The sequence below is a fragment of the Candidatus Nitrosomarinus catalina genome, assembly GCF_002156965.1.
Classification (GTDB): domain Archaea; phylum Thermoproteota; class Nitrososphaeria; order Nitrososphaerales; family Nitrosopumilaceae; genus Nitrosopumilus; species Nitrosopumilus catalinensis.
Map to the genome: position 1 here is coordinate 1 of NZ_CP021324.1, position 12258 is coordinate 12258.

Annotated in this window: 12 protein-coding genes; 6 read left to right on the forward strand and 6 right to left on the reverse strand. The window is 30.9% G+C overall.

The window, feature by feature from the left end:
- Positions 1-144: 144 nt before the first annotated feature.
- Positions 145-1347, forward strand: coding sequence for a Cdc6/Cdc18 family protein (locus NMSP_RS00005; RefSeq protein WP_086906887.1), 1203 nt, complete (start codon positions 145-147; stop codon positions 1345-1347).
- On the opposite strand, the gene NMSP_RS00010 is transcribed toward NMSP_RS00005, so the two are convergent.
- Positions 1324-2787 (reverse strand): DNA-directed DNA polymerase II small subunit, encoded by a 1464-nt coding sequence (locus NMSP_RS00010; protein ID WP_086906888.1) that lies wholly within the window; start codon positions 2785-2787, stop codon positions 1324-1326. The genes NMSP_RS00005 and NMSP_RS00010 overlap by 24 nt on opposite strands.
- A gap of 148 nt (positions 2788-2935) precedes the next feature.
- Here NMSP_RS00010 and NMSP_RS00015 point away from each other — a divergent pair, with 148 nt between their 5' ends.
- On the forward strand, positions 2936-3400 hold the full coding sequence (locus tag NMSP_RS00015) for a stage II sporulation protein M (RefSeq protein ID WP_086908289.1): 465 nt from the start codon (positions 2936-2938) through the stop codon (positions 3398-3400).
- A gap of 9 nt (positions 3401-3409) precedes the next feature.
- Here the strand turns inward: NMSP_RS00015 and cbiE are convergent, their stop codons facing one another.
- Positions 3410-4126, reverse strand: a complete 717-nt coding sequence (gene cbiE, locus NMSP_RS00020) for a precorrin-6y C5,15-methyltransferase (decarboxylating) subunit CbiE (protein ID WP_086906889.1) — start codon at positions 4124-4126, stop codon at positions 3410-3412.
- 14 nt (positions 4127-4140) lie between these two features.
- Positions 4141-4620 (reverse strand): hypothetical protein, encoded by a 480-nt coding sequence (locus NMSP_RS00025; RefSeq protein WP_086906890.1) that lies wholly within the window; start codon positions 4618-4620, stop codon positions 4141-4143.
- Positions 4621-4692: 72 nt separating this feature from the next.
- On the opposite strand from NMSP_RS00025, the gene NMSP_RS00030 reads away from it, so the two are divergent.
- Positions 4693-6228 (forward strand): peptidylprolyl isomerase, encoded by a 1536-nt coding sequence (locus tag NMSP_RS00030; RefSeq protein WP_086906891.1) that lies wholly within the window; start codon positions 4693-4695, stop codon positions 6226-6228.
- Between the two features lie 6 nt (positions 6229-6234).
- On the opposite strand, the gene NMSP_RS00035 is transcribed toward NMSP_RS00030, so the two are convergent.
- Together NMSP_RS00035 and NMSP_RS00040 are read right to left on the reverse strand one after the other, a co-directional pair.
- Entirely contained in the window at positions 6235-7593 is a 1359-nt protein-coding gene (locus tag NMSP_RS00035; RefSeq protein ID WP_086906892.1) for an NAD(P)/FAD-dependent oxidoreductase, read from the reverse strand.
- A 67-nt stretch (positions 7594-7660) separates the two neighbouring features.
- Entirely contained in the window at positions 7661-8311 is a 651-nt protein-coding gene (locus NMSP_RS00040; RefSeq protein WP_225971282.1) for an ACT domain-containing protein, read from the reverse strand.
- Between the two features lie 116 nt (positions 8312-8427).
- On the opposite strand from NMSP_RS00040, the gene hsp20 reads away from it, so the two are divergent.
- From hsp20 to NMSP_RS00055, 3 genes are read left to right on the forward strand one after another with little or no spacing between them, the layout of a single operon-like run.
- Positions 8428-8922: an archaeal heat shock protein Hsp20 gene (gene hsp20 / locus NMSP_RS00045; protein ID WP_086906894.1), complete on the forward strand. Its 495-nt coding sequence runs from the start codon at positions 8428-8430 to the stop codon at positions 8920-8922.
- A 29-nt stretch (positions 8923-8951) separates the two neighbouring features.
- Positions 8952-11093, forward strand: a complete 2142-nt coding sequence (locus tag NMSP_RS00050; protein ID WP_086906895.1) for a CDC48 family AAA ATPase — start codon at positions 8952-8954, stop codon at positions 11091-11093.
- 29 nt (positions 11094-11122) lie between these two features.
- Complete coding sequence (locus NMSP_RS00055; RefSeq protein ID WP_086906896.1) at positions 11123-11341, forward strand: hypothetical protein; 219 nt, start codon at positions 11123-11125, stop codon at positions 11339-11341.
- On the opposite strand, the gene NMSP_RS00060 is transcribed toward NMSP_RS00055, so the two are convergent.
- Complete coding sequence (locus NMSP_RS00060) at positions 11342-12256, reverse strand: urease accessory protein UreD (protein ID WP_086906897.1); 915 nt, start codon at positions 12254-12256, stop codon at positions 11342-11344. It lies immediately after the preceding gene.
- Positions 12257-12258: the final 2 nt, after the last annotated feature.

Genomic DNA, 12258 nt, shown 5'->3' on the forward strand with positions numbered 1-12258 from the left:
TTTTTTAAAATTATTTTTTTAGAAAATCTAAAACTAACTAAAAATAATTAATGATAAACTAAACTAGAATTACTATAGTATTCTATACTCTCATAATTGTAATATGTGTATGATGATGTTGTTAGGAAATGAAGGTGTCTGAGTATGTCTGACCCAATTGACAGAATGCTTGATGCAGCAGAATCTGGAAAATCAATTATTAAAAATCGTGAGATTTTACATTTTACATATATTCCAAATACCATACTTCATAGAGATTCAGAACAAGAACAAGTTACACAATCACTATTACCAATTCTAAAACAATCTAGACCATCAAATTTACTAGTATATGGAAAACCAGGAACAGGCAAAACATTAGTTGTAAAGAAAGTATTATCTAAAATCCAAGAAAGGGTAGAAAAATCCAATTTTCCAATCAAATTAGTATATTCAAATTCTAAAAACGAGACAACATTATACGGATTATTAGTCAGTTTAGGCAGGCAATTGGGGCTTAATGAGAAGGAATTACCCACAACAGGACTGGCAATTAGTGAAGTCTTCAAAAGACTACTTAATAGAATCAGAGAGGAAAAACTTAACGCAGTTTTTGTAATTGATGAAATAGATTACCTTGCTCAATTAGTAGTAAAAACTGGTAAAGATATTTTATATCAACTAACCAGAGCAAATGAGCAATTAGAGGTTGGTTCGCTAACAATGGTAGGAATTTCAAACGATTTAACATTCAAGGAAAAACTTGATCCTAGAGTAATTAGCAGTCTAGGTGAAGAAGAGATTGTATTTACAAATTATAATGTCGAACAAATTAAAAAAATTCTAGAAGAAAGAATCAACGAATCTTTTATTGAAAACGCCATAGAAGACCCTGCATTAAACCTCTGTGCTGCACTTGCTGGAGGCGAACATGGAGATGCTAGAAGAGCTATAGATTTACTTAGAGTAGCAGGCGAATTGGCAGAAAGACAACAATCTGTTAAAGTCACAATTGAGCATGTTAGAGAAGCATCTCTAAAAATTGAAGAAAATAAGGAAGAAGCCTCTCTAAAATCATACCCATTACATGAAAAACTGGTACTTTTAGCCATAATGAAGGCTAATGGATCATCTACTGGTGAGATTTATTCTTCTTACAAAAATCTCTGTAAGGTAGTTGGGAAAGACGGTTTAACTCAAAGACGAGTTACACAAATGCTAAGTGAAATTGAACTTTCTGGAATTATTTCTGGAAGATTAATTCATCAAGGAATTCATGGAAGAACTAAGAAATACAAATTAACAATTTCTTCAGAAATGATAAAAAAATCATTCAAAGACGAATTAACTTTGCAAGATATTATTTGAGTCTGAACTATAATTTTCATGAAACACTTGGAAAGTCTTTAAATTTACAATAATAGCAAGACCTGGATTTGGGACCATTCCAACACTTGCTTGGAAAGGCGTTTGTTTTTGCCAGGAACCTGAATTAACTAGTAAAATTCCCTTGTACATGTCTAATTGAGCTTTATGAACATGCCCTACATGAAAAATATCTGGAACGTCTTCAATTACCAAAAGATCTTCAACCTCTGGTGCTATTGGTGTTGAACTACCATAAACTGGACTTAGGTGTCTAGCTCTAAGAAGATTTTTCATAACATCTGTAGGCCTATCATAACTTAGACCAGGAGTAGTTTTTACAATATCATCTATACTTTGACCATGAAACATCAATACTTTTACCCCGTTTAATGAAATTAAGGCTGGATTTCCAACCATCTCAATATTTTCTCTTTCCCACAAACCCGAATTATATTTTTGTGGTATTGCAGGTTGAGGTAATGCCCTCCTTCCTGGATCATGGTTTCCAGGCATAACGACAATTTTCACATTTTTTGGAATTTTATCTAACAAATCTTCTGCCTTTTGTAATTGTTCTTCAATTGTTTGACAAACCAATTCTTTGTTTTGGTTTGGATAAATTCCAACACCGTCAACCATATCCCCTCCAATGAGTACAAAACGAACTTTTCTAGCAACAGGATCAGGACTAGATATCCATTTTACAAATTCAACTAATTCGTCTTCCATGAAGTATTTACTTCCAATATGCAAATCTGACAAAAATACAACATATACTTCACTTTCTGATTTGTTAATTTTCTGTTCAGGCAAATCAGGCAAAATCAAGTCTTTAATCATTAATCCAGAGTTTTTGGCTGAAGCAACTCGTGCAATTACAAATTGATCAATTAACAGAGTTCCGGCAGTTTTTTGCAATTCCTCATCAAAAATTATACCCTCAATTGAGCCTGAAGGGTCTTCTAACACTAATTTTGTGATGTTTCTTTCGGCATTTCGTGTGGTGAGAAGCCCACAAACATACACATCCTTTTCAACCTCCCATTCTTTTTGAAGCTTTGATTTTACAACTGCAATTGATTTTATTTTCTTGGATTCAGGCCTATCAGAAACAATTCGCTTTAGTTTGTTAAAACGACTTGAAAAAAAAGCATTATATCCCTTAACGCCTTCCCCCGAAGTGATTTTTTCTGTAGGATCTGATAGAACCTTAAGATCACTTTGAAGATTTGGATCATCTTTAATTCCTAGATAGGTTTCTAAATCATTTTGGTTAATTTGGTATTTTTTTTGCCTAGTTTTTTCTTTAACAATTTCTTTAATTATCTTCTCTAATTTTTTAACATCAGTAATATCATCTAAGATTTTAAATGCATCAGGATGAATTTGAAATCCTTTGTTTAGTGCATAATTAAGTACAAAAGACAATTCCTTTTTCATATCAAAAAATACTATTTGGTTTAATTAAATCTGCTCCAAACTAACCCTCAAATATTGTTCATCAACGCAAACCTATATGAATAAAAACAGAATTATTTTATTTTTTATATTCCTAACAATATTTACAATAATTTTTCAACTAGGTTCAATGTCCACTGTTAGTCAAGAAGAAGCAGATTTGTTTATGGAGGAATTTGAAAAACTTGTTTTAGATATTGATGCTTTTGGAATTTTTGTACATAATACAACCATTGCACTACCTATGTTTATTCCAGGATTTGGAATTTTTTGGGGATTGTTTTCATCATGGTCAACAGGATACGCATTTGCAGCAATTGCAACTTCTGTGCCTGAAATAGCTAATATTTCACCACTAACAATATTGTTTTTAACTCCATTTGGACTTATGGAGATTTCTGCATACTCATTAGGAATTTCCAGGAGTTTTATTTTGATTAAAGCAATTTTTACAAAATCAAGTCTATTTCAATTTATCAAACCCACAATTATTGAGATTGGTATTGTAATTGGACTTCTTTTAGCAGGTGGATATATTGAATTTTACATGATAGAATTAGTTGAAAATGAGAGTCTTGAAATACCTGGTTTTTAATTTAGATATTTAATTTTCCCACTGCCACCTATAATTCATGTAAGAATCTAAACTTGCCTGATTAAACACCATTACTGATAAATCAGAAAACTCTTTTCCTTCTAATTCCTTGACAGTTCCTTCAAAATTAGTTTCATTCTCAGTAGTAATTGCCTCATAAACATGAACTTTCATTTTTGTTGTATCAAAACCATTTTCTCGAAGATAGACTGCTATTTCTGATGGCATAAAATGCTTGTCAGGCTGTTTTGGCCACGGTCTTGGAACCAATACCACACTAAAACCATCTATCAATGCTTTTTGCAATTCCAATTTTTTATCCTCAATAGGAGTTGTTACATGCATTGTAATTACTTTGGATTTATCTAAAGGAACCTTGGCCCTTGATGCAGCCACTTGAAAAGAACTAATTCCTGGAATAATATCTACATCTCCAAAAATTTCAATTAATCTATCAACTACTTCTGATTCTGAAAAATTTACATCTCCTGTAAATGGAATTACTAACGTTCTGTCACCCAGTTCAGGTAAAATTTTTTGATAAGATTTTTCTTGATCATTCATAGTAATTTCATAAATTTCCTTACCCTCAATGAAATTCTCTATCGTCTTTAGGGTGTATTTGTAGCCAATCAAAATATCACAATTTTGAATGATTTCTTTTACAATTTCTGTCACATATTTAGGAGAACCAGGCCCAACACCGACAGCGTAAACTTTACCCAACTTTATTTCATAAATTATTGCCTTTCTTTAACATATTGAACAAAAGGCTCCCAATCTACTTTTAGAAACTTGGTTGGCTCTTTTAGGGGATATTTTACCCAATCTTGGGCTACAGAATACTGAAAATTCTCTTTTTTACCATTTTTTTCATATTCTAAAAACAAAACACTACCCCATGTCTCTTCTTTAAATTCAATCTTATCAATTTCTTTAAATTCTAATTCAACATTTTTACTATTTTCAACATCACTTACAAGATCCTCTTCATTATATCCATCATGACGAATCATTGTATTTTTAGATTTGAGAAAAGTAATCACTTGTCTTTGTGTAATTGCTTTCCACCAACTCATTTTTGATTCGGTTTTGTGAACAAATGATAAGTGCTTATCAGTTAATACCAACATTCCTTCTCTTCCACCAACTGAAAAAAACTTTTTAGATTCTCTCCACACTGAAACTACGTGTGCCTGAATCTTTTCATCAGGTTGCATATCAAAGATTTGTCTGACTTTGTTAAAAACTAATACAATTGCCTTTTAAGTGAGATATTTTTTTTACAACTATTGAAAAAAATTCTTTTAACTTTAATTTTTTCTTTATTTATTGTAACTTTAACTAATTATGCATTTGCACAACATTATGAAGATCCTCTAGTAGTTTTAGAAACAACTCAAGGAGAAATTATTATTGAATTATTTCATATTGATGCACCCAATCACTCAGAAAATTTTCTTTTATTATCAAAAACTGGATATTATGATGGTATATTATTTCATAGAATCATTCCTGGATTTATGATTCAAAGTGGTGATCCTAATTCAATTAATGGTGATCCAAATACGTGGGGACAGGGTGGCAATGGAAGTATATCTGACAGAATTAACGCAGAATTTAACAACATTAAACATGATAGAGGAATTGTTTCAATGGCAAGAGCACAAGATCCAAACAGTGCAGGCTCTCAATTTTTTATTGTTCATAAAGATTCACATTTTCTTGATGAACAGTATACTGTTTTTGGTAGGATTGTAACTGAATCAAGTTTTGAAACTCTTGATAAAATTGCAGCAGTTCAAACTGGAACCAATGACAGACCAACTAATCCTGAACAAGTTAGAATCATTAAAACTACACTAGTCGAACGTTCAGAAATTTCAAATATAATGAATCTTTCAGAACCTTCTCGTACAGGTTCTACAGTTACTGGTACACCTGAATTTACAATCTTTGAAAACCAGGATCTTGACGTGAAATTCACAGTACCAGTAGGATGGATGTTACAACAACCACCAAAATCTAGTCCAGATTCTCCTGATATTGTAGCTGTTGGGGCATTAAAAGATGGATTTAACCCTAACATTTCATTAACAATTAAAGAAGCAACTGGAAAAACTATGGATGATTTAATATTTGAAAAAAATCAAATTCTTGATCAAGCAGTATATTTGAATAAATTGGAAATATTAAATCAAGAAAAAATAAAATCTAATGTTTATCAAACTGAAGCTATTGCTAATTTTGTAGTTAATGATGTTGAATTAAAAATTAAATTTATAGAAGCAATGATACTTAATAATGAAAAATTGTATACTTTTGCATATAGTAATACTGTAGAAAATTTTGATAATGATTTTTCAAAATTTAATGATTCATTAAATTCATTTGAAATAATATCTCAACAATCTTCTGAATCAAAATCTGCTGAAGGAAATATAGGGCAACAAACTGAAGAAGGTGGAGGTTGTCTAATTGCAACAGCAACATACGGTTCTGAAATGTCGCAACAAGTTCAGCAACTCAGAGAACTACGAGACAATCAATTACTACAAACAGAATCCGGAAAACAATTCATGGGAGCATTCAACGACGTCTACTATTCATTCTCACCAGTTATAGCAGATTATGAAAGAGAAAATCCTCTTTTCAAAGAAGCAGTAAAGATTGCAATCACTCCGATGATTTCTACTTTATCTCTAATGGAAAATGCTGAAACTGAGTTAGAAGTTTTAGGATTAGGATTGTCAGTGATTACATTGAATATTGGAATGTATCTGGGAATTCCAGCAATTATTATTTTTGGAATTAAGAAAAGAAATTAATTTTTTTTACCAAACATCGTCTACTTCATCAAGTTCTTTGTATTCTTTTTCAGTTTCTTGTTTGATATAATTCAGTCTTGAAACATCTCTATCAAAAAACAAATCTATCATCCAATCAAGAAATACGCGTGTTTTTTTATCAAATGTTGGTACCTTTGACAAATACACATTTCTCCAAATCAGCCATGCTAAAAATCCTGATATATTCATACCAAGAATCGTTGCAATACCAGTTCTTTTACCAATTATTGCTAACTGACCTTTAGATTCATAAACAAATTTTTCTTTTTCAGAATTTTTAACTATGGCAATTAAATTTTTAGCAGCTAATTTTGCTTGGGCTTCTGCAATTTGTGCAGTTGGAGGCAATGGTCTGTTAGTAGTTGGGTCTACAAACAATGCACAATCCCCAATTGCAAAAACTCCTGGAAATTCTTTAAGCTCCAAAAATTTATTGACTACAATTTTTCCTTTATCTGTTTTAAACATTGATCTTTTAATTGTACTAACAGAAGTAATTCCTGCAGTCCAAATTAGTGTTTTTGTAATTATAGAACTAACTTCAGATTGATCTATGGAGTCTTTTGGTGTTTCATCCAACGATTTTATCATTACTTCATTTCCGTCAAAACTAGTTACTGCTTTTTTTAATTGAATATCCATTCCTCTTTTTGTTAATTGTTCTCTTGCAAAATTTGCTAATTTTTTATTTGCACCACCTAAAATTTCCCCCATTGCTTCTAATACAATTACTTTGACATCCTCTTTTTGGATTGTTGGATAATGTTTTGTTGCATCAAAAAGTAAATCCAATAATTCTCCAGCAGTTTCAATTCCTGCATAACCTCCACCGACTACTACAAAATTTAACATGCCTTTTCTTAGGATTGGATCAGTCTCATTTTCTGCTTGTTCAAGCATATCAATAACTCTATTTCGTAATAATACTGCGTCATTGAGTGTCTTCATTGTATATGCATTTTTTTCAACATCAGCCATGCCAAAAAAATTAGTTTCACTGCCTAGTGCAACTACTAAAAAATCATAATGGATTGAAATGCTTCTTTTATCCCTAGTTCCCCATAATGTCACTAATTTTCCATGCGGATCAATGTTCTTTATTCGTCCTTCATAGAATTTTGTTTTTTTACATATTGTTCGAATTGGGAAAACTATGTGCCTAGTCTCAATCATTCCTGAGGCTACTTGAGGTAACATTGGAGTAAATAATAGAAAATTATCTTCTCCTATCATTACCAACTCCGTTTCAGGATCATTTCCAAATTCTTTTTCTAATTTTTTTGCACATTCTACTGCTGCAAATCCACTTCCTAAAATAACAATTTTCTTCTTATTTTTTACCAATTACTGACTTTTGTATCTTGAATAATTAAAGGGTGTTAATTGAAATTAAAGTAATGGCACTAGTCTGTTATTTTCTCATAATATCTGAATGTAAAATATCATATGCTCTTGATGAATCTCTTTCATTCAGAATTATTGTAATGTTGTCTTGACTGAAAAATGCATTAACTAATTCTACACCATTTGCATGTAATACCTCTGCAACATAAGATACTACATCAGACTGATTCTGGGAACTTGGAATTGAAATTCTTATTTTTGCTAATCCAGTACTAAACATATCTTCTCTTTCTGAAACACTGTTGAAAATTTTTCTAATATCATCCATATCTTCAGTAAGGAATCTAAATGAGTCAGATAATCTAAAAAATTCGTAATCATTTGTTACCTTTGAAAATTTGTCTAAAATTGACATAGGATCCATTTCATTTGAATCCTTTACAGAAAATCTGACATCCATAATTCCATCAGTTAAAGCTAATCTTGCATTTTTCAAAACTGATTCTTCTTTCATTTCTTCTTTAGTTTCAAATGAATCTGCATATCTTTTGATTGCAACAACAACTGTGTTCAGATTAACAGAATTTCCTAAAATTTTTTCTATTTCTGGTTGAATCTTAACTGCCAATGCTGTATAATTTATCAAATCCATTTTCATGCAATCATAAATTGATCTATTTCTGGTAATGACTTCTCTAACAACTTCTGGAACAGACATTACTGATCTCATAAAATTTATTATATTATGTCAGTTATAATAGGATTATGTAATAATATTGATATTAATTCAATATATTTATATAATGTAATACATATTACATTGTGTAGATAAATATGACAAGTTTCTTTGATACCGAAATTGATAGAATCTTCAAAAAAATGTCTGAATCATTTTTTGATGCAAATGGCATGAATGAAGAATTCAACGGTAATTCCAATTCTGGCCCGATTTTTTATGGTTATACAATGACCATTGGTCCAGATGGAAAACCTTCTGTGCAAGAATTTGGAAACGCAAAACCAGATCGTCTCCCTGTTTCTAATGCCAGAGAAGCAATTGTTGATACAATTGTAGATGAAAAAGAAAAAGTAGTAAAACTCATAGCTGAAATGCCAGGAGTTGAAAAAACTGATGTCAAAATTTTAGTTGACAAAAATGTTGTAAATATAACTGCAGAACGTGGTGATAAAAAATATCACTGCAAAGTTCCACTTCAACATAAAGTTGATGAAAATTCTGCAAAAGCTACTTACAAAAATGGAATCTTGCAATTGGTTTTCAAACTAGTTGTAGAAAAACAAACTGGTAAAAAAGTGGAGGTTGAATAACCCCCCTTCCTATTTTTTGAGGCTTTATGATGAATAAAATAATTTTAAAAATAAATGAAATTCCACAACAACATGTTGGTAAAGGTCGAGCAATTATTGATCCAAAAATAATTGAAGAACAAAATTGGAATGTTGGTCAAATATTGGAATTAACTTACAATAAAAAAACATATGTCAAACTTTGGCCAGCATCACCAGAAGAATATGGTGCAAGTTTAATCAAAATTGATGGTATTACTAGACAAAATATTGGTGCAGGATTAGATGACAAAATATCTATTAAATCTGTTGAAGCTGCAAATGCAGAACAAATTACCTTATCTCCAACAGAAAAAATTGCAACAGATGGATTACAAGAATACATGACATACAATTATCTTAATCATGTATTTTCTAATGGAGATACAATATCTCTTAATACACAAATGGGAAGTAAAATTCAATTTGTTATAACAAACACAAAACCATCAAAACCAGTGATTGTTACTGAAAATACTACATTCAAACTTGGTTCATTAACTAAAGCTGTTGATTCTTCTGTACCAAGAATCACATATGATGAATTGGGAGGTCTAAAAAATGAAGTTCAAAAAATTCGTGAAATGGTAGAATTACCAATGCGTCATCCTGAATTATTTGATAAAATAGGCGTAGAAGCACCAAAAGGCGTTTTACTTTATGGTCCACCAGGAACTGGTAAAACTTTGATTGCAAAAGCAGTAGCTGGAGAAACAAATGCTCATTTTATTTCTCTAAGTGGACCTGAAATTATGGGCAAACATTATGGAGAAAGTGAAGAAAAAATTAGAGAAATCTTTACTCAAGCCGAGGAAAATTCTCCTAGTATCATCTTCATTGATGAAATAGACTCAATTGCTCCAAAAAGAGATGAAGTTTCAGGAGAACTGGAGAAAAGAATAGTATCTCAATTATTGACGTTAATGGATGGTATGAAATCTAGAGGTAGAGTTGTAGTGATAGCAGCTACTAACAGACCTGATTCTATTGATCCAGCATTAAGACGACCAGGAAGATTTGATAGAGAAATTGAAATTGGAATTCCTGATGATGATGGTAGACTGGATATTCTTTCAATTCATACACGTGGAATGCCAATTAACGAAAAAGTCAATCTGAAACAAATCGCAAAAACCACTCATGGATTTGTTGGGGCTGATTTAGAAATTTTATCAAAGGAAGCAGCAATGAGATCATTGCGTAGAATTCTTCCAGAGATTGATCTTGAAGAAGAGAAAATTTCATCAGAAATTCTTCAAAAAATTGAAATTAGTAACGATGATTTTCGAGAAGCATTAAAAGAAGTTAGACCAAGTGCACTAAGAGAAGTTCAGGTTCAAATTCCTGATGTAAATTGGGATGATGTTGGAGGTCTTGATGAATTAAAAGATGAATTACGTGAAGCTGTTGAATGGCCTGTTAAACATAAAGAAGCATATGACTATGTTGATGTAGAAGCTCCAAAAGGCGTTTTATTACATGGTCCACCAGGAACTGGTAAAACTTTGATTGCAAAAGCACTTGCAAAAATGACTGAATCTAATTTCATTAGTATCAAAGGACCTGAATTATTATCAAAGTGGGTAGGTGAGTCTGAAAAAGGAGTTAGAGAAATTTTTAGAAAAGCACGACAGGCAGCACCATGTATAATATTTTTAGACGAAGTTGATGCACTCGTACCAAGAAGAGGTAGTGGAAGTTCTAATTCACATGTAACAGAAAACATCGTTTCACAAATTCTTACTGAAATAGATGGATTAGAAGAATTACATAATGTGTTGATTATTGGAGCAACAAATCGATTGGATATTGTTGATGAAGCACTTTTACGACCTGGAAGGTTTGACAGAATAATTGAAGTAGGAAATCCCGATTCTAAAGGAAGAATGCATATTTTTAAAATTCATACCAAAAAGAAACCACTTGAAAATAATGTGGATATCAAAAAATTAGTAGAAATAACAAATGGATTTAGTGGTGCAGAAATAGCTGCAATTACCAATAGAGCGGCTTTAGTTGCATTGAAAAGATATGTTGGTGGTAAATCTCAAAATATCAAGGAAATTAAAATTACGCAACAGGATTTGATCGATGCTGTTGATAAGATAAGACCTCAAAAAAAGGAAGCACCTATACCTCAAGCCATAAAATAGTCTAAATACTGAGGATAATGTGTTAAAATATGAAACTTTTACTAGATTTTGAACCTTGTAAAGAATGCAAAGAAATGATGACTGAATTAAGCAGTCCTGAAATGATTTTTGCTGATGAAAAAATAAGAATAGATCAATCTGCTAAATTTCTTAGACATTTGACGTATAATCATAATGAGGTTCTGCAAGCTGTAATGGAAGATCTTCCAAAACAGAAAAAGGATCAAGAACCTGATTTTTATCAATAATTAATTTTTTCTTATTTTAGTAAAATCTGCACCAAGAATTTCTTTTCTAGTAATTTTTACAATTTCATAAATTTTTTCGTAAATCTCTTCTGTACTATTGCTCAAAATTTTTACAATTATTCCAGATTCATTAGGTAAAATTGATGTTCCTGATGTAATAAATTCTATTTTTTCATTAATCATTTTTTCAAGTTTTTCTAACTTTCCTTTTTTTGTTAAAATATACACTGTTCCAACAATATCATAATTTCCTAAAATTCCTTTAATTTTCATATTGTTTTCTTTTGGTTCTATTTTCATATTTTCTAAACACCGAAATTTACTATTTTGATTTTTACAATATGTTCGTAGATAACAAATATCATAATCAAAATTTTCTTTCATTGCTACTCTTCCAGGTGTTAAAACTTCTGAATAAATCAGAGTTGCATTATCATGAATATTCAAATTAACTTTTTGATAATATCTAGAATTTTGATATGGAATTATTTGATCCGGAATATACTCCAAATAGCAATTTTCATCTAATGTAATATTCACCATTTGTGATGCAGAATTTGAATTCATACTATAGATTCTGGTTGCTCCTTGAGTGGTAATGTGACATGTTGAATTATTTTTTAATATGATATCTGTCTTGTATCTATCTCCTTGCAAAATTCCTCCTGATGGTGAAATAATATACAAATATGCCATGCCTGGAAGTGAATTTTCAGGATATACGGCTCTTTGAATTTGTAAAGGAACTTGAGAAAACTGTTTTGTAATGACAGTTTTGTTCTGTTCATTTTCTTTTAATTCAATATCTAAAATTCCAACTTTACCTGATTTACCAACTTCTAATTGCTCAATTTTTGAATTATATTTTTTTACTTCAATTGGGGTTTCATCTGAAATTAATTTTATGTCACTCAATT

What these genes read in the sequence shown, in the direction of transcription:
- NMSP_RS00005 (WP_086906887.1), top strand. Translation starts at nt 145, where the DNA reads ATGTCTGACCCAATTGACAGAATGCTTGATGCAGCAGAATCTGGAAAA.
- NMSP_RS00010 (WP_086906888.1), bottom strand. Translation starts at nt 2,787, where the DNA reads ATGAAAAAGGAATTGTCTTTTGTACTTAATTATGCACTAAACAAAGGA.
- NMSP_RS00015 (WP_086908289.1), top strand. Translation starts at nt 2,936, where the DNA reads ATGTCCACTGTTAGTCAAGAAGAAGCAGATTTGTTTATGGAGGAATTT.
- NMSP_RS00025 (WP_086906890.1), bottom strand. Translation starts at nt 4,620, where the DNA reads ATGCAACCTGATGAAAAGATTCAGGCACACGTAGTTTCAGTGTGGAGA.
- NMSP_RS00040 (WP_225971282.1), bottom strand. Translation starts at nt 8,311, where the DNA reads ATGTCTGTTCCAGAAGTTGTTAGAGAAGTCATTACCAGAAATAGATCA.
- hsp20 (WP_086906894.1), top strand. Translation starts at nt 8,428, where the DNA reads ATGACAAGTTTCTTTGATACCGAAATTGATAGAATCTTCAAAAAAATG.
- NMSP_RS00050 (WP_086906895.1), top strand. Translation starts at nt 8,952, where the DNA reads ATGAATAAAATAATTTTAAAAATAAATGAAATTCCACAACAACATGTT.
- NMSP_RS00055 (WP_086906896.1), top strand. Translation starts at nt 11,123, where the DNA reads ATGAAACTTTTACTAGATTTTGAACCTTGTAAAGAATGCAAAGAAATG.